This is a genomic window from Streptomyces sp. Z26 (genome assembly GCF_003665095.1).
Classification (GTDB): Bacteria; Actinomycetota; Actinomycetes; order Streptomycetales; family Streptomycetaceae; genus Streptomyces; species Streptomyces phytohabitans.
Map to the genome: position 1 here is coordinate 877,501 of NZ_RCHV01000002.1, position 19,458 is coordinate 896,958.

A 19,458-nucleotide genomic window follows, 5' to 3' on the forward strand; every position below is an offset into this window, starting at 1 on the left:
CGTCTTCCCCCGGTACGCGTGCGACCCGGGGTCGACCTCCCCGGCGTACGCCTCGACCTCCGTGAGTCGCACCTCGACCGGTCCGGCGGGTGTGGACCGTACGAGGACCCGCCCGAGGAGCTCCGGGGCGACGTGGAGGACGGGGCGGTCGAAGAAGGAGCGTGGGAGCGGGGTACGGCTGTCCGCGGGGTCCCGCGTACCGTGTCGGCCGTCGATCATGCCGCCGGAGCCTAGTGGAAGTGTGGAACCGCGGACGCGGCTACGGCGTTTGTTCAAGTCAAGGTGTGACCGCGGGGCGGTTCGCGTACGCGGTACGGATGCAGGGCTGACCCGGAGAGGGAAGAGCATGGGCTTCAAGAAGCTGCTTGCGAGCGTGGGTGCCGGAGGCGCCTCGGTGGAGACGGTGCTGACGGAGCCGAACGTGGCGCCGGGCGGCGTCGTCCAGGGCGAGGTGCGTATCCAGGGCGGGTCCGTGGCCCAGCAGATCGAGGGGCTCTCGGTGGGTCTCCAGGCCCATGTCGAGGTGGAGACGCAGGACAGCGAGTTCAAGCAGAACATCGTGTTCCACAAGCAGCAGCTTGGCGGTGCCTTCGAAGTGCAGCCGGGCGTGGTGCACGCGGTGCAGTTCGGGCTGGAGATCCCGTGGGAGACGCCGGTCACCATGTTCATGGGGCGGCAGCTGACGGGGATGAACATCGGGGTGGTGACGGAGCTGGCGATCGCCCGCGCCGTGGACTCGGGTGACCTCGACCCGGTGAACGTGCACCCGCTCCCGGCGCAGCAGGCGCTGCTCGACGCGTTCGGGGCGCTGGGCTTCCGCTTCAAGAGCGCCGACATGGAGAAGGGGCACATCCGCGGCACGCGGCAGAAGCTGCCCTTCTACCAGGAGATCGAGTTCTTCGCCCCGGAGCAGTACCGCGGGCTGAACGCCGTGGAGCTGAGCTTCGTGTCCGACGACCGCGAGATGGACGTCGTACTGGAGATGGACAAGAAGCCGGGTCTGTTCAGCGAGGGCAGCGACTCCTACCGCTCGTTCCGGATGAGCCTCGACGGCTACCAGAGCACCGACTGGGCGGCGTACCTCAACCAGTGGCTGGCGGAGGTCGGCGGCAAGCGCAACTGGTTCTGAGCACGCGGCGGCGCCGACGACAGGCGCCGTGCGTGCGGTACGTGCCGCACGCGGCCGACGGACGGGGTCCGCTCCCTGGGGGCGGGCCCCGTCCCGTGTCGTGCGCGGCGGGACGCCGGGCGGTGGTGCGGGTGCCCGTCAGCCCAGGAGGGCGGTGAGGGAGGCGTCCCGTACGGCCCAGTACCCGACGGCCGCGGTGAGGACCTCGGCCGCCTGGGCGGCGGTCTCGGGCGCGGCCTGTTCGAAGGCGGGCCAGCCGCTGGTTAGGATCAGGTAGCCGCCGGGCTCGCCCCACCACGACAGGTCGGTGAGGCAGTCGGCGAGGGCGTCCCAGTTGCGGCCGAACCAGTCGGGCAGTTCGAGGCCGGAGGCACAGGCGTCGAGGAAGCCCGCCTTGTCGGTGACGTCGCCGAGGTCCAGTACGGCCGCCTGCCAGTCCTCGGCCTGCGCGCGGAGCAGGGCGTCCGGGCCCACGGAGGGCACGCGGTACACACCGGGAGGGACGGTGCCGTCGAAGATGCCGCTCAGGCCGTCGTCGGGGAGTTCGGGCAGTTGCACAGGGCTGGTCACGTTTGCACCACCGCTTTTGTGGTCTCGTAGTGGTCAGTGGGCTGGGAGCGTCCGCCGCGTCCGCCACCCCGGCCGGTGACGGGCCGTCGGGTCGCGGCCGTCGGAGCCCGTACGGCGTCGGCGCACTCCCGCTCCTACCCGCGGCTCGGCGGCGGCAGCCGCGTCGCGGATGCGGGCGGTGTCCTGCCTAGCACCCGGTCATGCTGTCAGCCCGGCACTGCGCCGCTCGTTAGGCTGGCCGGTGCAGTGATTCGCACGACGAGGAGGACCGACGTGACCGAGCAGAAGCGCCGCCCGCTCCCGCACGACTTCCACCCGGAGGTGCCCGCGTTCACCGTGGTGAGCGACGAGGTGTCGGAGGGTCGCGGGCTGGCGTCCGCGCAGGTGTACGCGGAGGGGAACGTCTCTCCGCACCTCCGCTGGGAGGGCTTCCCGGCGGAGACCCGGAGCTTCGCCGTGACGTGTTTCGACCCGGACGCGCCGACCGGCAGCGGGTTCTGGCACTGGTCGGTGTTCGACATCCCCGCCGACGTGACGGAGCTGCCCACGGGCGCCGGCTCGGGTGACATGAAGGGGCTGCCCGCGGGCGCGACGCACGTACGGAACGACTACGGCACCCGGGACTTCGGGGGCGCGGCGCCGCCGCCCGGCGACGGGTCGCACCGCTACGTGTTCACCGTGTACGCGGTGGGCGTCGACGAGCTGGGTCCCGACGCGGACGCGTCGCCCGCGGTCGTCGGCTTCAACCTGCGTTTCAAGGCGCTGGCGCGCGCGCAGCTGGTGGGCGAGTACGAGGTGCCCGCCGAGGGCTGAACCGCCGGGCCGTCACGGGCGGGTGCCGCGAGGAGAGCCACGGGAAGAGCCGCGGCACCGCCTCAATGCGTTGCGCCGCCCGTGACGTCGCCCGCACCCTGTTCCCCGGGCGGTCGGCACCGCTGCGGCGGGGACGGCGGGGCGCCCGTGTCCGTGCCCCCGTCCGCCGGAGTCCAGCCTGGTGCCGGACGTCCGCGCCGACTGCCCCTTCGCGTACCCGCCGCTTCGCACGCCTGTCCGGCATGGGCCTCCGGCATGTTCCGTTCCGCCGCTCCCCCGCGTTCCGCTTCGCCACCGCCTTTCGACGCCTCTGCCCCCTACCTCCGGTGCCGGTACGGAATCGGCGGCGGTCCGTCCCTCCCCGTGGCGCCGCGCCCCGGTTCCGTTCCGGTTCGGCGCCGGACGAGATCGGGTAATTGCGTTGTTCGCGTGATCGGGCGGCGGCACAGTGGAGCCACCCCGTCAGCCGGACGGGGAACGACGGACCGGGGAGGTGGCGGGGATGCGCGAGACACTCGTCCTCAACGCGAGCTTTGAGCCGCTGTCGACAGTGGCGCTGCGGCGCGCGGTGGTGCTGGTCATGCAGGACAAGGCCGTCGTCGAACACGCGCACTCAGGGCTGCGGGTGCGCGCCGCGAACATCGACCTCCCGGTGCCGTTGGTGATCAGGCTCTGCCGGTACGTACGGGTGCCCTTCCGACAACGCGCGCCGTGGTCACGGCGGGGTGTGCTCGTACGGGACCAGCACCGGTGCGCGTACTGCGGGCGGCGGGCGACCACGGTCGACCACGTCGTGCCGCGTTCGCACGGCGGCGGGGACACCTGGCTCAACACGGTGGCGGCGTGCGCGCCGGACAACCACCGCAAGGCGGACCGTACGCCCGCGCAGGCGGGGATGCGGCTGCTGGTCAGACCGTTCGAGCCGACTCCGGCCGACGCGCTGCTGCTGGCGCTGCGCCTGCGGGACGGCGGGCCGCGCGACGGGGCGCGGGGTGACGGGTTCGGCGGCGCGGAGGCGCTGCCGGAGTGGCTGACCGTGCCGGGGCGCCCGCTGCCGGGGCCCGCGCCGGCGCCCGCGGCCTGACCCCGGGGGCGTACGGGCGCGGGCGTACGGGCTCACGCCAGGGGTGACGTACGGCGTGCTGACGGCGGGGGCGGACGGCTCCCGCCGTCAGCGCGCCACGAGTTGGACGATCGCCACGATGCCGACGGCGACGATGACGCCCCGCAGCGCGGCCGGTGGCAGCTTGCGCCCCAGCCGGGCGCCGATGACGCCGCCGACGGCCGAGCCGACGGCGATGAGCAGCACGGCCGTCCAGTCGAAGTCCGCGACGAAGAGGAAGACGACGGCCGCGGCGCCGTTGACCACCGCGCCGAGGACGTTCTTCACCGCGTTCAGGCGCTGGAGTCCCTCGTCGAGCAACAGGCCCATGAGGGCGATGTAGATGACGCCCTGGGCCGCGCCGAAGTAGCCCCCGTACGCGCTGGACAGCGCCATTCCGACGAGCAGCACCGGGCCGCCGTGCGGGCGGGGCGTACCGCCGTCGCGCGTACGGCGCTCCTGCACCGCCTTGGCGAGGCGGGGCTGCGCGACGACGAGGACGAGCGCGAGGCCGACGAGGACCGGCACGATCAGGTCGAACGCGCCGGACGGCAGCGTGACCAGCAGCAGCGCCCCGGCCATGCCGCCGACGAGGGCGACGCCGACGAGCCGGAGGACCAGGTCGCGCTGTCCGGTGAGTTCGCGGCGGTAGCCGATGGCGCCGCTGACGGAACCGGGTACGAGGCCGAGGGCGTTGGAGACGTTCGCGGTGACCGGCGGCAGGCCCACGGCCAGCAGCACGGGGAAGGTGACGAGCGTCCCGGAGCCCACCACGGAGTTCAGCCCGCCGGCGATCATGCCCGCCGCGCAGACGGCCACGGCCTCCCAGATGCCCACGTGTCAGCGCCCCTCGGATGTGGTTCGGTGCTCCGTGCACGCATCATGCCCGAGGGGCGTACGGACGGCGCGGCCGGGGTCGGGCCCCGGCCGCGCGTCAGGATCGGGCCGGGCGCCCGGTCAGTCGGCCTTGGTGAGACCGCCGCCGCTGTTGCCGCCGCCACCGCCGCCGCCCGGACGGAAGCCGTCGAGGGCGCCGCCGAGGCCCTTGAGCGCGTCGCCGATCTCGCTGGGCACGATCCAGAGCTTGTTGGCGTCGCCCTCGGCGATCTTCGGCAGCATCTGGAGGTACTGGTACGACAGCAGCTTCTGGTCCGGGTCACCCGCGTGGATCGACTCGAAGACCGTACGGATCGCCTGCGCCTCACCCTCGGCGCGCAGCGCCGCGGACTTGGACTCACCCTCGGCCCGCAGGATCGCGGACTGCTTCTCGCCCTCGGCGGTGAGGATGGCGGACTGCCGGACGCCCTCGGCCTGGAGGATCGCGGCGCGCTTGTCGCGGTCGGCGCGCATCTGCTTCTCCATCGAGTCCTGGATGGAGGTCGGCGGCTCGATCGCCTTCAGCTCGACGCGGTTGACGCGGATGCCCCACTTGCCGGTGGCCTCGTCGAGGACGCCGCGCAGGGCCGCGTTGATCTCCTCGCGGGAGGTGAGCGTCCGCTCCAGGTCCATGCCGCCGATGATGTTCCGGAGGGTGGTGACGGTGAGCTGCTCGATCGCCTGGATGTAGCTGGCGACCTCGTACGTGGCGGCGCGGGCGTCGGTCACCTGGTAGTAGATGACCGTGTCGATGTTCACCACCAGGTTGTCCTGCGTGATGACCGGCTGCGGTGGGAACGGCACGACCTGCTCGCGGAGGTCCACGCGGTTCCGGATGGTGTCGATGAACGGGACCACGATGTTCAGTCCGGCGTTCAGCGTGCGCGTGTAGCGCCCGAAGCGTTCGACGATGGCGGCGCTCGCCTGCGGGATGACCTGGATCGTTTTGATCAACGCGACGAAAACCAGAGCCACCAGGATGATCAGAACAATGATGATGGCGTCCATGGCCAAGCCCCCTGCGGATGGATGGAGTTGCGTTGTGGCGGTTCGCTCGGTGCGGCCGCTGCGCAAGAACCCTCTGTCGTCCGGCCGTTACCGGCCATCACATCACGACAGCCGTCGCGCCGTCGATCTCGGCCACGTCGACCTGTGCCCCCGGCTCGTACGCCGCGCCCGGGTCGAGTGCGCGCGCCGACCAGACCTCGCCCGCCAGTTTGATCCGGCCGCCCTGGCCGTCGACCCGTTCCAGTACGGTCGCCTGCCGTCCCTGGAGGGCGTCGACGCCGCTGCGGTGCACCGGCTGCCGGGCGGCGGAGCGTCTGGCCAACGGGCGTACGACGGCGATCAGCGCCGTCGACACGACGGCGAAGACGACGACCTGGACGACCAGCCCGCCACCGAGCCCCGCGACGACCGCCCCGGCCACGGCGCCCACCGCGAACATGCCGAACTCCGGCATGGCGGTGAGCACGAGCGGGATTCCCAACCCTGCGGCGGCGACCAGCCACCAGACCCATGCGTCCACGCCTCCATGGTAGGCGCGGGATCAGCTGAGCGGCAGACCCTGAGCGGTCCAGCGGTCGCCTCTGCGCTCGACGACGAGCGGCAGGCCGAAGCACACGGAGAGGTTACGGGGCGTCAGTTCGGTCTCCACGGGCCCCGCGGCGAGCACCCGCCCCTGACGGATCATCAGGACGTGCGTGAAGCCGGGCGGGATCTCCTCGACGTGGTGCGTCACCATCACCATGGAGGGCGCGTACGGGTCGCGGGCGAGCCGACCCAGGCGCCGTACGAGGTCCTCGCGGCCGCCGAGGTCGAGACCGGCGGCGGGCTCGTCGAGGAGCAGCAGTTCGGGGTCGGTCATCATGGCGCGGGCGATCATGGTGCGCTTCCGCTCGCCCTCGGAGAGGGTGCCGAACCTCCGGTCCAGGTAGTCGCTCATGCCGAGCCGGTCGAGGAACGCGAGGGCGCGCTCCTCGTCGACGGACTCGTAGCTCTCGTGCCAGCTCGCGGTCATGCCGTACGCGGCGGTGAGCACGGTCTCCAGCACGGTCTGCGTACGGGGCAGCTTCTCCGCGAGGGCGACACCCGCGATGCCGATGCGGGGCCGGAGTTCGAAGACGTCGACGGCGCCGAGGCGGTCCCCGAGGATGGTCGCGGTCCCGGTGCTGGGGAACAGGTAGCTGGAGGCGATGTTGAGCAGGGTCGTCTTCCCCGCGCCGTTGGGTCCGAGGATGACCCAGCGCTCGCCCTCCTTGACCGACCAGGAGACGTCGTCCACCAGAGCACGGCCCTCGCGGACCACGGATACGTCCACCAGCTCCAGTACATCGCTCATGAGCGCGCGTCTCCCATTGCAGTCGCAGCCGTCGTCTGTGCCTGCCGGCACAGTCCCCAGGGAAAACCTACGCCACACGGGCGGGAGCGCGTTCCCTAGGCCGTTCCTTAGGCTGGGGTCATGCTGGAGGAACCACGCGCGGGGCGGCTGGCCGCCTGGGGCAACGCCCTGCTGGCCGGGGAGGTGTCGCCCGACGAGGCGGCGGAACGGATCGTCGGCGACGACGACGTGCACCGGGTCGCCGGGCTGCCCGACGGCGCGGGCGGTGAGGAGCCGCCCGCGGGACTGACGTGGGCGCTGGGGCGGTTGCGCGCGCTGGGCGCGCGGGGGCTGCGGGTGGCGCTGCCCGCGCCGGGGCATCCGCTGGGGCTGAGCGGGCCGCCGGAGTTCAACTCGTGGGCCCTGGAGGCGGGTGAGGCCGTGCTCGTCGCCGGTGCCGCGCTCGGTCTGGTGCCGGAGGCGTACGAGGCGGGACCGGACGGCGGCGGGGTGCACCGGGACGACGTGCACACGGAGGTGGTGTGGCGCTGCCTGCCCGTACGGGAGGCGCCGCCCGCGGACGTGCCGTCGCTGTCCGAGGCGGAACGCGAACTGGCCGAGGCGATGCGGGACACCACGGAGCTGCTGACGCGGCTGGACGTGGCCGGGTCGGGGCCGGTGGCGGACGCGGCGCTGGCGGCGTACCGGGGGCGCGCGGAGGCCGGGCGGCGGCTGTTGGCGCCGGGCTATCCGGCGCGGGCGGTGCGGGTGCTGGAACTGGCCCAGCGGGTGGGCGCGTTGGTCGCCATCGCGCAGCAACGGGGCGGTGACGGGCGGGAGCACGGCGCGGCCGTGAGCGCGTCGGAGATCGCCGTACGGCAGGAGGCGCTGCGGCCGCTGGAGCGGACGGCGCGGCGGGCGCAGGTGGCGGCGTACAACGCGTACGCGGAGGAGTGGGAGCGCGGGCGGCCGTAGGGGCGTGCGCGGCGGGGCGCGGGCGTACGGGGGCGGCGCGGGGCGCGCGTACGGCGTCGGGGCGCGGGCGTACGGGCGGCGCGGGTGCGCGGACATGGCGGAGCCCCGCGCCCTTGGTGGCCGCGGGGCCCGTCGGTCATGACGACCTCGCCGAGGTCAGCTGTTGACGCACGTGTTCCCGAAGGTGGGGTTCAGCAGCCCGATCACGTCCACCGTGTTGGAGCACGCGTTCACCGGAACGTGCACGGGCACCTGCACCAGGTTGCCGGAGATGACACCGGGCGAACCGGCGGCGACGCCGTTGGCGTTGGCGCCGTCGATGCCGTGGGCGAGAGCGGAGCCGGCCGAGGCGCCAGCGGCGACACCAGCGGCAGCGAGGACCAGTGCGGCCTTCTTCGCGGTCTTCATCGGGTTGTTCCTCCTGTGTGGTCGGCGACTCCAGCAGCGGAGCCGCACGTTGAGCAACGCCCGACCGGCCCGCGCGGCACGGCAGTCGTACGGATGCCCCCCGTTCGGCGCACACGAAGGGCCCCGACCCACCCCGTGGAGGGGGTGGGTCGGGGCCCGGCAGCCCGGGTGCACGCGGTGCGTGCGGGGCGCGTCAGACGTTGGCGCAGTGGTTCCCGAACGCCGGGTTCAGCAGGCCGACGACGCTGACGGAGTTGCCGCAGATGTTGATCGGGATGTCGATCGGGATCTGGATCAGGTTGCCGGAGGCGACGCCGGGCGAGCCCACGGCCGTGCCCTGCGCGTCGGCGGAGGGGCCGTCGGTGGCGAGCGCCGAGCCGGCGCCGGCGAGGACGAGGCCCCCGGTCGCGATGGTGACGGCGGCGATCCTCTTCATCTTCTGCACTTTCCAAACCCTCCTCGTGAGCAGCCGCGGCCTGTTCACCGCGGCTCGCACGGAAGAACGTCACCGTGACGCCGTGGGATACGCCGCGTGGGTGAGGTGCACCCGACTGAACGAATATCGGCCCGGGGCTCAACCGGCCAGACCGTGCCGTACCGCCCAAAGCGCCGCCTGCGTACGGTCCGCGAGGTCGAGCTTCATCAGGATGTTCGACACGTGCGTCTTCACCGTCTTCTCCGAGAGGACGAGGGCCCGCGCGATCTCGCGGTTCGAGCGGCCGTCCGCGATCAGGCCCAGCACCTCCCGTTCCCGTTCGGTGAGCGCGGGGCCGCGGGCCGGGCCGCCGCTCTCGGCGTCCGGGAGCAGCGCCCCCGCCACCTCGGGCTGGAGCAGTACGTGTCCGGCGTGCACGGAGCGGATGGCGCCCGCGAGGGCGTCGGGGTCGATGTCCTTGTAGACGTAGCCGGTGGCGCCCGCCCGCAGCGCGGGGACGACGGTGCGCTGCTCGGTGAAGCTGGTGACGACCAGGACGCGGGCCGGGTTGGCCAGTTCGCGCAGCCGCCGGAGCGCCTCGACGCCGTCGGTGCCGGGCATCCTGATGTCCAACAGGACGACGTCCGGCCGGAGTTCCTCGGCGCGCGCCACGCCCTCGTCCCCGTCGGACGCCTCCCCGACGACCACGATGTCGTCCTGCACCTCCAGGAACGTGCGCAGCCCGCGCCGTACGACCTGGTGGTCGTCGACCAGCAGGACCCTGATCGGCTCCGGTTCAGCCACCGGGCACCTCCATCTCGATCGTCGTGCCCGCGCCGGGCGCCGAGTCCACCGTCAGCCGTCCGCCGACGCCGCCCGCCCGGTCCCGCATCGACACCAGTCCCAGGTGCCGCCCGGCCCGGCGAACGGCCGTCGGGTCGAATCCGGCCCCGTCGTCCGCCACGCGCAGTACGGCGCCGGTGCCGCTTCGGGCGAGGGTGACGGCGACGGTGCGGGCGGCGGCGTGCCGCAGGGCGTTGTGGAGGGCCTCCTGGGCGACCCGCAGCAGCGCCTCCTCCTGGGCGGAGGGCAGGGCGCGTACGCCGTCGCAGGCGAACGTGACGCGGGCCGAGTGCGCACGGTCCAGCACCTGGGCCTGCGAGCGCAGGGCGGCGACGAGGCCGTCCTCGTCGAGGGCGGCGGGGCGCAGTTCGACGACGGCGGCGCGCAGTTCGTCGGAGGCGTCGGCGGCGAGCCGGGCGACCTCGTGCAGTTCGGCCTTGGCGCGGTCCGGGTCGCGGTCGACGAGCGCGGCGGCGGCCTGGGCGGTGAGCCGCAGCGAGAACAGCTTCTGGGAGACGGCGTCGTGCAGTTCGTGCGCGATACGGGCGCGCTCCCCCGCGATGGTCAGCTCGCGGCTGCGTTCGTGGAGGCGGGCGTTGGTGAGGGCGAGTGCGGCGTGTTCGGCGAGGACGTACAGCAGGTCCTCGTCGGCGGCGGTGAAGCCGCACTCGCCGGACGCCCTCGGGCAGCGCTTGTTCGCCAGGAACAGCGCGCCGAGGATCTCGCCGTCGTCGGTGATCGGCATGCCGAGGAAGTCGGCGAGCGGCGGGTGCCGGGCGGGCCAGCCCTCGAAGCGCGGGTCGTCCCGTACGTCCGCGAGGCGCTGCGGGGTGCCCTCGTGCAGCATCGCGGCGAGGATGCCGTGCTGGCGGGGCAGCGGGCCGATGGCGCGCCACTGCTCGTCGCTGACGCCGTCCACGACGAACTGCGCGAAGCCGCCGTGGTCGTCGGGCACGCCGAGGGCGGCGTACTCGGCGTCGAGGACGTGGCGCGCGGAGGCGACGATCGTCTGGAGCACGTCGCGCACCTGGAGGTGGCGGTTCATCGCGAGCAGGGCCGCGCTGACGGCGGCCAGCCCGGTGCGGGGGACCATGGCGGCCACGCTACGGCGTCGGGGGCGGCCGCGGATCGGACCGGCGGCGCGCGGGGGCGGGACGGGGGACGTAGGTCCGCGGGCGTACGAGGGGCCTTCCCCGTACGCCCGCGGGGGCCGCTACTTCCGCATGACCTCCGGCTCGTGCCGCCGGAGCAGCTTGATGACGAGGAAGAGGCAGGCGACGCCGATCAGGATCAGCATGACCATGTCCAGCACATAGATCCCGCTGCTGTGCTCCCACAGGGGGTCGAGGTCGTTCCGCTTGTCCGGGTCCCAGGGCGGCATGACGTGCGCCAGGTCGATGGAGGCGCCCGCGGCGCCGACGGCCCAGCGGGACGGCATCAGGTACGCGATCTGCTCCACGCCCGGGGAGTTGTAGAGCTGGAACAGCGTGCCGGTGAAGACCACCTGCACGATCGCGAACATCACCAGCAGCGGCATGGTCTTCTCGGCCGTCTTCACCAGCGCGGAGATGACCAGCCCGAACGCCATGGACGTGAAGCCGAGCGCGACGACCGCGATGCCCATCTCCAGGGCGGGCGGCATGAACAGGCCCTCGTCCGGCATCTCGCGCGGGGCGAAGCCGATGCCGCAGATGATCAGTCCCTGGAAGGCCGTGATCACGCTGAGGACGATCACCTTGGACATCAGGTACGCGGAACGCGAGAGGCCGGTGGCCCGTTCGCGTTCGTAGATCACCCGTTCCTTGATCAGTTCACGTACGGAGTTGGCGGCGGCCGAGAAGCACATGCCGACGGCGATGATCATCAGGATGGGTCCGGCGGACGAGTTGAAGCTCGTCGGGTCCTTCGCGTGCAGCGCGCTCTGCCGGAAGCCGTAGTCCGACGGCATCAACGTGCTGACCACGCCGAGGACGACGGGCAGCAGCACCGTCAGCAGCAGGAAGCCCTTGTCGGACGCGATCACCGAGACGTAGCGCCGGATCAGCGTCCACAGCTGGGAGCCCCAGCTCTGCGGCTTCCGCACCCGGCTCGGGAGCTGCGGCATGATCTGCTGCGCCTGCGGCTCGACGGCGTCGATGTCCGCCGCGTACATCTGGTAGTGCTGCGAGCCCTGCCAGCGGCCCATCCAGTCGTAGTCGCGGTAGTTCTCGAAGGCGGAGAAGACGTCGGCCCAGGTGTCGTAACCGAAGAAGTTGAGCGCCTCCTCCGGCGGGCCGAAGTACGCGACGCCACCGCCCGGCGCCATCACCAACAGCTTGTCGCACAGCTGGAGTTCGGCCACGGAGTGGGTGACCACGAGGACCGTGCGGCCGTCGTCGGCCAGCCCGCGCAGCAGCTGCATCACGTCGCGGTCCATGCCCGGGTCGAGGCCCGACGTGGGCTCGTCCAGGAAGATCAGCGACGGCTTGGTGAGCAGCTCCAGGGCGACGGAGACGCGCTTGCGCTGGCCGCCGGAGAGGGAGGTGATCTTCTTGTCCGCGTGGATGTCGAGCTTCAGCTCGGCGAGGACCTCGTCGATCCGGGCGTTGCGCTCGGACTGCGCGACGTCGCCGGGGAAGCGGAGCCGGGCCGCGAAGCGCAGCGCCGTACGGACCGTCAACTCCTTGTGCAGGATGTCGTCCTGGGGCACGAGGCCGATGCGCTGGCGCAGTTCGGCGAAGTGCTTGTAGAGGTTCCGGTTGTCGTAGAGGACCTCGCCGATGTCGGCGGGGCGGTAGCCGGTGAGGGCGCGCAGCAGCGTCGACTTGCCGGAACCGGACGGGCCGATGACGGCGACGAGGGACTTCTCCGGGAGGCCGAAGGTGACGTTGTTGAGGATCACCTTGCCGTTGTCGACCTTGACGGTCAGATGGCGGGCCGAGAACGAGACCTCGCCGGTGTCGACGAACTCCTCCAGCCGGTCGCCCACCAGCCGGAACGAGGAGTGGCCGACGGAGACCGTGTCCTGCGGCGTGATGACGGCGGAACCGGACTTCGGGAGCGGCATCCCGTTCACGTAGGTGCCGTTGTGGCTGCCGAGGTCGTGGATCTCGAAGCGGCCGTCGGGCGAGGCGCGGAACTCCGCGTGGAGCCGGGACACCTGGAGGTCGGAGACGACCAGCTCGTTCTCCAGAGCACGGCCGATCCGCATCACGCGGCCGAGCGCGACCTGGTGGAACGTGGTCGGGCTGCGGTGGTCGCCGTGCGGCTGCTGAGGCGGCGCGCCACCCTGCTGCGGCATGTGCGGCTGCTGGTGCTGGTGCTGCGCCTGGCCCGGGTGCTGGGCCTGGTGGCCCGGGTGCTGCGGGTGGCCGTGCTGCGGGTGCTGGCCCTGCTGGGGCATGTGGTGCTGCGGCGCCTGGGGGGCCATCTGCTGCGGTGACTGCTGCCAGCCCGCCTGCGGCTGCTGCTGCCACCCGGCCTGCGGGGCCTGCGGCTGCCGCGCCGGGGGCTGGTACGGGTCCTGCCGCGGGTGCCGGCCCTGCTGCGGCGTCTGCTGCGGCTGCCCCTGGTGCGGCGGCGCCTGGTGGGTGACCTGGCCGGTCTGCGCGCTGTACGCGGCCGGCCCCGGTCCCGGCGCCGTACCCGAGAGGGCCATCCGGGGGCCGTCCGTGGCGTTCCCCAGGTGGACGTCCATCCCCGGGGCCAGTTCCAGCTGCTGGACCCGCTGCCCCCGCACGAACGTGCCGTTGGTGCTGCCGTGGTCCTCGATCAGCCAGGACTGCCCGCCCCAGCGCACCGTGGCGTGCCGCCACGAGACCCGGGCGTCCTCGATCACCACGTCGCCCTGCGGATCACGTCCCACGTGATACGCCCGGGACGGGTCGAGCGTCCAGGTTTGTCCGTTCAGTTCCAGTACGAGTTCCGGCACTCCATGCCCCACAAAATAGTCCCCCGAGTTGCCCCTTGCGAAGGGAGTCTAGGGAGGGTCGAACATCGCGGGGAACTATTCCAGGCTCCCCGCCGCGGCCGGTAGCCGACCCGGAGGCAGCGCCCCGGCCGGGCTCCCGGACGTCGACCGACGTCCCCGTGGGGGCCGCGGCGTCCCGGCCCCTTCGCACAGCAGCACGGCGGCCCTCGCCGCCGAGGGCGAACGATACGGAGCACCGCCCGCCCCCGTCCAGCTCGTTCGGCCCGCCGCCGGGCCCGCCACGGCCCCGTACGCTGCCGGTCCACCATGCGGCCCGCGCGGGAAACCTCGCGGGCGCGGCGTTATCTTGGGCCCACCATGACCTCACCACAGGCCATTCCCGGCGGACTCCCAGCAGACACCCCGACCGTCCTCGTCAAGATCTTCGGCAAGGACCGCCCCGGCATCACGGCCCGGCTGTTCGAGACGCTCGCCCCGTACGGAGTGGACGTGGTCGACATCGAGCAGCTCGTGACCCGTGGCCGCATCGTGCTGTGCGCCCTGGTGACGTCGCCGACGCACGGCGACGAGGGCGAGATGCGCGCCACCGTCCACTCGTGGGCCGAGTCGATGCGCCTGGAGGCGGAGATCATCTCCGGTAAGGGCGACAACCGGCCGCGCGGCACGGGCCGTTCGCACGTCACCGTCCTCGGGCACCCGCTCACCGCCGAGTCGACCGCGGCCATAGCGGCCGGGATCACGTCGCACGGCGGGAACATCGACCGTATCTTCCGGCTCGCCAAGTACCCCGTGACCGCGGTGGAGTTCGACGTGTCCGGCATCGCCACCGAGGCGCTGCGCACGACGCTCGCGCAGGAGGCGGCGCGGCACGGCGTGGACGTGGCCGTCGTCGCGTCCGGGCTGCAACGGCGCGCGCAGCGCCTCGTCGTGATGGACGTCGACTCCACGCTCATCCAGGACGAGGTGATCGAGCTGTTCGCCGCGCACGCCGGGTGCGAGGCGGAGGTCGCCGCGATCACCGAGCGGGCGATGCGCGGGGAGCTGGACTTCGAGCAGTCGCTGTACGCCCGCGTCGAACTGCTCGCCGGGCTCGACGCCTCCGTCGTCGACAAGGTGCGCGCGGAGATCCGGCTGACGCCCGGCGCCCGTACGCTCGTCCGCACCCTGAAGCGGCTCGGCTACCAGGTCGGCGTCGTCTCCGGCGGCTTCACCCAGGTCACCGACGCGCTCCAGGAGCACCTCGGGCTGGACTTCGCCTCCGCCAACACCCTGGAGATCGTGGACGGGAAGCTGACCGGCCGCGTCACCGGCGAGATCGTCGACCGGGCGGGCAAGGCGCGGCTGCTGCGGCGGTTCGCGGCGGAGGCCGGGGTGCCGCTGGTGCAGACGGTGGCCATCGGGGACGGCGCGAACGACCTGGACATGCTGAACGCCGCCGGGCTCGGCGTGGCCTTCAACGCCAAGCCGGTCGTACGGGAGGCCGCGCACACGGCCGTGTCGGTGCCGTTCCTGGACACCGTGCTGTACCTGCTGGGCGTCACGCGCGAGGAGGTCGAGGCGGCGGAGACCACGGGCTGACGCGAGAGGCTCACGCGCGACGGGCTGAGACGCGACGCGGCGGGCGGCGTACGGGAGTTCGTACGCCGCCCGCCGCGTCCGCGCGGGTCGGGCGCGCGGTCAGTCGTGCGGCGCCCAGTACGCGTCGAGGGAGCCGACCCCGGGCTCGACGGACTTCCACGGGCCGGTGAAGCGGACCACGGCCAGCGCCGAGGTCGGGAAGTCCCCCCGGGACAGGCGCTCCAGGGCGTCGCCGTCACCGCCGCCCGCGAGGACGTTCGCCACCGACTGCACGCCGGGGTTGTGGGCGACGACGAGGAGGTCCGTCACGTCGTTCGGCACCTCGTTGAGCACCGCGACGATCTCGCCGGTGGAGGCTTCGTAGAGCCGGTCCTCATAGACCGTGCGGGGCCGCTCCGGGAGCTGCGGGACGACCAGCTTCCAGGTCTCGCGGGTGCGGACCGCCGTGGAGCAGAGGGTGAGTTGGGGGGTGATGCCGTGCGCAGCGAGCCACTCACCGGCGGCCGGGGCCTCCTTGCGACCCCGGTCGGCGAGCGGGCGGTCGTGGTCGGCCACGTCGGGCCAGTCTGCCTTGGCATGCCGGAGAAGAACGATCCTGCGGGGCACGTCGACGCTCATGCGTCCAAGCTTCGCACGAAACGCGCCACCAGGCGCGGGCGGTTGGGAACACGTCCCGCACCGGGGGAACGGCCGCGGGGCGCGCGGCGGCCCGGGTCCCGGCACGGCGGGCCGGGGATGCGGGGGGTCAGCCGCGCAGCAGCTGCGCGGCGGTCGCCAGCAGGCGGGCGGCGGACTCGCCGTCCTTCGCCGCGCCGGACCCGCCGCCGTCGACGATCAGCGTGAGCAGCAGCGTGAAGGCGACCGCGGGCAGCGCGACGGCCCACCACGGCAGGCGCGCGCCACCGCCCTGGAGTGCCGAACGCCGCCGGGGCCGGGTGGTGTTCGCAAGTGCCGCCATGGGACTCGCCTCCGTGGTCACGTGATCTTCGAGCGGTGTCCTACGAAGTTACGGCGGGAGGAGGGGAGTTCCCATCCGGTGACCCACCCACTCGACCCTGAGCCGTACCCCCTAGGGGACGGTGGGGGAATCCCCACCACGGCGGGGCGGCAGGCGGGACACGGGGGCCGGGGCGGCCCGCGGTCAGGGCGCGGCGAGGGTGGCGACGACGCCGATCAGGACGAGGATGCCGAGGATCACGCCGAAGACCATCAGCAGCTTCCTCTGGCCGTCCTGCGGGTGGGGGTCGAGTACGGGCATGCGCCCAGTCTCGCACTCAGCGACCGTCCTCCACGCACCGGTCCCGACCGGCGACGACGCCCACGGCGATCTGCGCGAGCATCAGCCCGGTCATCAGGGCCAGCGACGCGTGCCAGCCGCCGGTGTGCTGCTGGAGGGCGCCCACGAGGAGCGGTCCGGGGATGGCCAGCAGGTAGCCGGTGCTCTGTGCGAACGCGGACAGCTTGACGACGCCCGCGCTGCTCCGCGAGCGCATCCCGATCATGGTGAGGACGAGCGGGAACGCGCAGTTGGAGACGCCCAGCAGCAGCACCCAGGCCCACGCGCCGCCGGACGGCGCGAACCACAGCCCGGCGTACCCGGAGAGCCCGCACACCCCCAACGCCACGACCAGCGGCCCCTGGTGGCTCATCCGGGCGGCGACCCGCGGCAGTACGAACGCCAGGGGCACGCCCATGCCCATCGTGACGGCGAGCATCAGGCCGGCCGTGGACGCGGCGACGCCCGCGTCGCGGAGGATCTGCGGGAGCCAGCCCATGGTGATGTACGCGGCGGACGCCTGCATGCCGAAGAAGACGCCGAGCGCCCAGGCGGTGGGCGACCTGGTGATGCGGAGGGCGGCGGGCTCCGTACGGTCGCCGGGACCCGTACGGCCCGAGCCGTGCGTCCGCCCCGCGCGCGCCCCGTGCCCCGTGCGCTCCCGGCCTCCGTCGCGGCGTTCGGCGCGGAACACCAGGGCCCAGGAGACCGTGGCGAGGACGCCGACGAGGGCCCAGGCGGCGAGGCCGACCCGCCAACTGCCGCCCAGCGCCTCGGTCATGGGGACGGTGACGGCGGCGGCCCCGGCGGTCCCCAGGGAGAGGCTCATCGAGTACAGGCCGGTCATGGAGCCGATCCGGTCCGGGAACCAGTGCTTCACGACGACCGGCATCAGCACGTTGGTGACCGCGATCCCGGCGAGCGCGACCGCGCTGGCCACCAGGAAGAGCACCGTGCCGTTCGCGAGCGACCGGGCCGCGAGGCCGACGGTGACGGTGGCCATGCCCGCGAGCACCACGGCCGTCGCGCCCCAGCGGCGGGCCAGCCGGGGCGCCTGACTGCCGAAGACGGCGAAGCACAGGGGCGGCACGGAGGTGAGGAGTCCGGCCACGGTGCCGTTCATGCCGAGGCCGTGCTGGACCTCCTCCAGCAGCGGGCCGAGCCCGGATATCGCGGGGCGGAGGTTGAGCGCGGCGAGCACCAGTCCGGCGACGACGAGCCGCCCGGTCCACCGGGACGCGCCGTTCTCCTTACCCGCGCCGCTCCCCGAACTCTCCGGGCCGGAGGCGGAGGACGGCGTTCTACGGGTGGTCACGAATTCCTCTGCCCTAGCCATGCCGCCCATCATAGAATCATGGGACGAATGAACGCCAGCGCGTTCCCGGCCCCCTCCTGCCCACGCACCTCCCTCATCCCGCGCCCCTCCCGCACCTGGAGTGCCATGCCCCTCAACTCGCCCCAGCGCTCCGCCCTCGCGGACCAGGTGATCGACGCGCTGCGGTCCCAGATCACCTCCGGCGACTGGCCCGTCGGCTCCCGCATCCCCACGGAACCGGAGCTGGTCGAGCAGCTGGGTGTGGCACGGAACACCGTGCGCGAGGCCGTACGGGCCCTGGCCCACAACGGGCTGCTGGACATCCGGCAGGGCTCGGGCACGTACGTCGTGGCGACGAGCGAGCTGGCCGGGGTGATGCAGCGCCGGTTCGCCGGGGCGGACCTCGGGCACGTCGCGGAACTGCGGACGGCGCTGGAGACCTCGGGGGCCCGGCTGGCCGCGCGGCGCCGTACGGAGGCCGACATGGCGCAGCTGGAGTCGCTGCTCGCGCGGCGGGAGGCGGCCTGGGAGTCGGGCGACGCGGAACGCTTCGTGGAGGCCGACGTCAGCCTGCACCTCGCGGTCGTCGCGGCCTCCCACAACGACGTGCTGACCGCCGTCTACTCCGACCTCGGGCACGTCCTGCGGGACTTCCTGCGCAGCGACGTCGGCGAGGAGCTGCGCCCCGAGGACCACATGGACCACGCCCGGATGGTGCGGGCCATCCGCGACGGCGACGCCGAGGCCGCCGCCCGCGAGGCGGGCTCGCACACCCGGCAGCGCGGCTGCGGCGTACGGCCGCCCGCGCCCGCCGGGTGACGGCCGCGCCGCACCGGGTCGCGCCGACCGTACGCCGCCGACCCGTACGCCTCAGCCCCGCCGCTCCCGTACGTCCGCCACCGCCACCGGCCGCCCCGTACGGCGCGACAGGTCGCACGCCTCCGCCACGTACAGCGCCTCCAGCGCGTCCGCGACCGTGCACGGGCTCTCCGCCCGGCCCGCCGCGACGTCCACGAAGGCGGCCAGTTCGGCGGCGTACGCGGCGCGGAAGCGTTCCATGAACGTCGCGTACGGCTCCGCCCGCAGCCACGACAGCTCCGCCTCCGCCGTCGGCAGCGCCGCGTGGTCGTCCAGCCCGACGACACGGGTGCCCGCCGAGCCGCAGACCTCCAGGCGCACGTCGTGGCCCGCGCCGTTGTAGCGGGTCGCGGTGACGGTGGCGAGGACGCCGTCGTCGAGACGGAGGAGGGCGGCGCAGGTGTCGACGTCGTCGCCGTCGCGGAAGAACGCGTCACCGCGGTTGGCACCCATCGCGAAGACGGTGTCGACCTCGCGGCCGGTGAGCCAGCGCAGCACGTCGAAGTCGTGGATGGAGCAGTCCCGGAACAGCCCGCCGGAGGTGGGGATGTACGCGGCGGGCGGCGGCGTACGGTCCGAGGTGCACGCCCGCAGCGTGTGCAGCCAGCCCAGCTCGCCGGAGCGCAGCGCGGCGCGCGCCGCGCGGTAGCCGCGGTCGAAGCGGCGCTGGAAGCCGACCTGCACGGGCGGGGCGCCGGGGGTCGCGGCCCGCGCGGCGACGCCGAGCGTGCCGGGCACGTCGAGGGCGACCGGCTTCTCGCAGAACACGGGCAGCCCCGCGTCCAACGCCCGGTGCAGCAGCGGGGCGTGCGCGCCGGTCGCCGCGGCGATCACGACGCCGTCCGGCCCGGCCGCGTACAGCCCGTCGACGCCGGGCGCCGCCACGACACCCGCGCCCAGCCGGTCGGCGAGCGCGTGCGCGCGGGCCGTGTCGGCGTCCGCGACGAGCACCTCGGTCACGCCGGGCGTCGCCCGCAGCGTGGCCGCGTGGAGGGCGCCGATGCGCCCGGTGCCGATCAGGCCGATACGCACGGCGGGGGCTCCTCCCGGGGTGGCGGCGCGGCGCCCGC

The 19,458-nt window shown here is 73.3% G+C and carries 22 protein-coding genes (1 of these 22 only partly in view); 6 read left to right on the forward strand and 16 right to left on the reverse strand.

The window, feature by feature from the left end; genetic code table 11:
• Positions 1-219: the 5' end (the start) of a DNA-3-methyladenine glycosylase gene (locus D7M15_RS03820; protein WP_121516182.1), read on the reverse strand. The gene continues 477 nt to the left of window position 1, outside the view; the window shows 219 of its 696 coding nt (coding positions 1-219); its start codon is at positions 217-219; the stop codon falls past the left edge of the window.
• A 127-nt stretch (positions 220-346) separates the two neighbouring features.
• Here D7M15_RS03820 and D7M15_RS03825 point away from each other — a divergent pair, with 127 nt between their 5' ends.
• Positions 347-1,129: a sporulation protein gene (locus D7M15_RS03825; RefSeq protein WP_121516183.1), complete on the forward strand. Its 783-nt coding sequence runs from the start codon at positions 347-349 to the stop codon at positions 1,127-1,129.
• A gap of 138 nt (positions 1,130-1,267) precedes the next feature.
• Here D7M15_RS03825 and D7M15_RS03830 read toward each other — a convergent pair whose 3' ends face one another.
• The gene (locus D7M15_RS03830) at positions 1,268-1,699 is read right to left on the reverse strand and encodes a barstar family protein (protein WP_121516184.1); all 432 of its coding nucleotides are present in this window, start codon (positions 1,697-1,699) and stop codon (positions 1,268-1,270) included.
• Between the two features lie 273 nt (positions 1,700-1,972).
• Here D7M15_RS03830 and D7M15_RS03835 point away from each other — a divergent pair, with 273 nt between their 5' ends.
• A complete protein-coding gene (locus tag D7M15_RS03835) occupies positions 1,973-2,512 on the forward strand; it encodes a YbhB/YbcL family Raf kinase inhibitor-like protein (protein WP_121516185.1) in 540 nt (179 codons plus the stop codon).
• A 502-nt stretch (positions 2,513-3,014) separates the two neighbouring features.
• On the forward strand, positions 3,015-3,596 hold the full coding sequence (locus D7M15_RS03840) for an HNH endonuclease (protein ID WP_121516186.1): 582 nt from the start codon (positions 3,015-3,017) through the stop codon (positions 3,594-3,596).
• An 87-nt stretch (positions 3,597-3,683) separates the two neighbouring features.
• On the opposite strand, the gene D7M15_RS03845 is transcribed toward D7M15_RS03840, so the two are convergent.
• From D7M15_RS03845 to D7M15_RS03860, 4 genes are all read right to left on the reverse strand, one after another.
• Entirely contained in the window at positions 3,684-4,451 is a 768-nt protein-coding gene (locus tag D7M15_RS03845) for a sulfite exporter TauE/SafE family protein (RefSeq protein WP_121516187.1), read from the reverse strand.
• A 120-nt stretch (positions 4,452-4,571) separates the two neighbouring features.
• Positions 4,572-5,498: an SPFH domain-containing protein gene (locus D7M15_RS03850; protein ID WP_121516188.1), complete on the reverse strand. Its 927-nt coding sequence runs from the start codon at positions 5,496-5,498 to the stop codon at positions 4,572-4,574.
• Between the two features lie 97 nt (positions 5,499-5,595).
• Positions 5,596-6,018: an NfeD family protein gene (locus tag D7M15_RS03855; RefSeq protein ID WP_121516189.1), complete on the reverse strand. Its 423-nt coding sequence runs from the start codon at positions 6,016-6,018 to the stop codon at positions 5,596-5,598.
• A gap of 21 nt (positions 6,019-6,039) precedes the next feature.
• Positions 6,040-6,831, reverse strand: coding sequence for an ABC transporter ATP-binding protein (locus tag D7M15_RS03860; protein ID WP_121516190.1), 792 nt, complete (start codon positions 6,829-6,831; stop codon positions 6,040-6,042).
• Positions 6,832-6,951: 120 nt separating this feature from the next.
• Between D7M15_RS03860 and D7M15_RS03865 the strand changes: the two genes are divergently transcribed.
• Positions 6,952-7,785, forward strand: a complete 834-nt coding sequence (locus tag D7M15_RS03865) for a hypothetical protein (RefSeq protein ID WP_121516191.1) — start codon at positions 6,952-6,954, stop codon at positions 7,783-7,785.
• A gap of 156 nt (positions 7,786-7,941) precedes the next feature.
• Here D7M15_RS03865 and D7M15_RS03870 read toward each other — a convergent pair whose 3' ends face one another.
• The 5 genes from D7M15_RS03870 to D7M15_RS03890 all read right to left on the reverse strand — a co-directional run bounded on the left by D7M15_RS03870 (position 7,942) and on the right by D7M15_RS03890 (position 13,373).
• Positions 7,942-8,193: a chaplin gene (locus D7M15_RS03870; protein ID WP_121516192.1), complete on the reverse strand. Its 252-nt coding sequence runs from the start codon at positions 8,191-8,193 to the stop codon at positions 7,942-7,944.
• A gap of 193 nt (positions 8,194-8,386) precedes the next feature.
• A complete protein-coding gene (locus D7M15_RS03875; RefSeq protein ID WP_121520168.1) occupies positions 8,387-8,629 on the reverse strand; it encodes a chaplin in 243 nt (80 codons plus the stop codon).
• A gap of 138 nt (positions 8,630-8,767) precedes the next feature.
• Positions 8,768-9,412: a response regulator transcription factor gene (locus D7M15_RS03880; RefSeq protein ID WP_121516193.1), complete on the reverse strand. Its 645-nt coding sequence runs from the start codon at positions 9,410-9,412 to the stop codon at positions 8,768-8,770.
• On the reverse strand, positions 9,405-10,544 hold the full coding sequence (locus tag D7M15_RS03885) for a GAF domain-containing sensor histidine kinase (protein WP_121516194.1): 1,140 nt from the start codon (positions 10,542-10,544) through the stop codon (positions 9,405-9,407). The genes D7M15_RS03880 and D7M15_RS03885 overlap by 8 nt, the downstream gene beginning before the upstream one ends.
• Before the next feature lie 120 nt (positions 10,545-10,664).
• Entirely contained in the window at positions 10,665-13,373 is a 2,709-nt protein-coding gene (locus D7M15_RS03890; RefSeq protein WP_121516195.1) for an FHA domain-containing protein, read from the reverse strand.
• 345 nt (positions 13,374-13,718) lie between these two features.
• Between D7M15_RS03890 and serB the strand changes: the two genes are divergently transcribed.
• Positions 13,719-14,939: a phosphoserine phosphatase SerB gene (gene serB, locus D7M15_RS03895; RefSeq protein ID WP_121516196.1), complete on the forward strand. Its 1,221-nt coding sequence runs from the start codon at positions 13,719-13,721 to the stop codon at positions 14,937-14,939.
• Positions 14,940-15,038: 99 nt separating this feature from the next.
• Here serB and D7M15_RS03900 read toward each other — a convergent pair whose 3' ends face one another.
• From D7M15_RS03900 to D7M15_RS03910, 4 genes are all read right to left on the reverse strand, one after another.
• Entirely contained in the window at positions 15,039-15,557 is a 519-nt protein-coding gene (locus D7M15_RS03900; protein ID WP_121516197.1) for a histidine phosphatase family protein, read from the reverse strand.
• A gap of 127 nt (positions 15,558-15,684) precedes the next feature.
• Entirely contained in the window at positions 15,685-15,897 is a 213-nt protein-coding gene (locus D7M15_RS03905; RefSeq protein WP_121516198.1) for a hypothetical protein, read from the reverse strand.
• A 183-nt stretch (positions 15,898-16,080) separates the two neighbouring features.
• Complete coding sequence (locus tag D7M15_RS29340) at positions 16,081-16,197, reverse strand: SGM_5486 family transporter-associated protein (protein WP_276314421.1); 117 nt, start codon at positions 16,195-16,197, stop codon at positions 16,081-16,083.
• 16 nt (positions 16,198-16,213) lie between these two features.
• Positions 16,214-17,551, reverse strand: coding sequence for an MFS transporter (locus tag D7M15_RS03910; RefSeq protein ID WP_121520170.1), 1,338 nt, complete (start codon positions 17,549-17,551; stop codon positions 16,214-16,216).
• A 105-nt stretch (positions 17,552-17,656) separates the two neighbouring features.
• On the opposite strand from D7M15_RS03910, the gene D7M15_RS03915 reads away from it, so the two are divergent.
• Positions 17,657-18,349 carry a FadR/GntR family transcriptional regulator gene (locus D7M15_RS03915; protein WP_121516199.1) on the forward strand — a complete coding sequence of 231 codons (693 nt, stop codon included), beginning with the start codon at positions 17,657-17,659 and terminating at the stop codon, positions 18,347-18,349.
• Between the two features lie 51 nt (positions 18,350-18,400).
• Here the strand turns inward: D7M15_RS03915 and D7M15_RS03920 are convergent, their stop codons facing one another.
• Positions 18,401-19,420, reverse strand: a complete 1,020-nt coding sequence (locus D7M15_RS03920) for a Gfo/Idh/MocA family oxidoreductase (protein WP_121516200.1) — start codon at positions 19,418-19,420, stop codon at positions 18,401-18,403.
• Positions 19,421-19,458 lie beyond the last annotated feature (38 nt).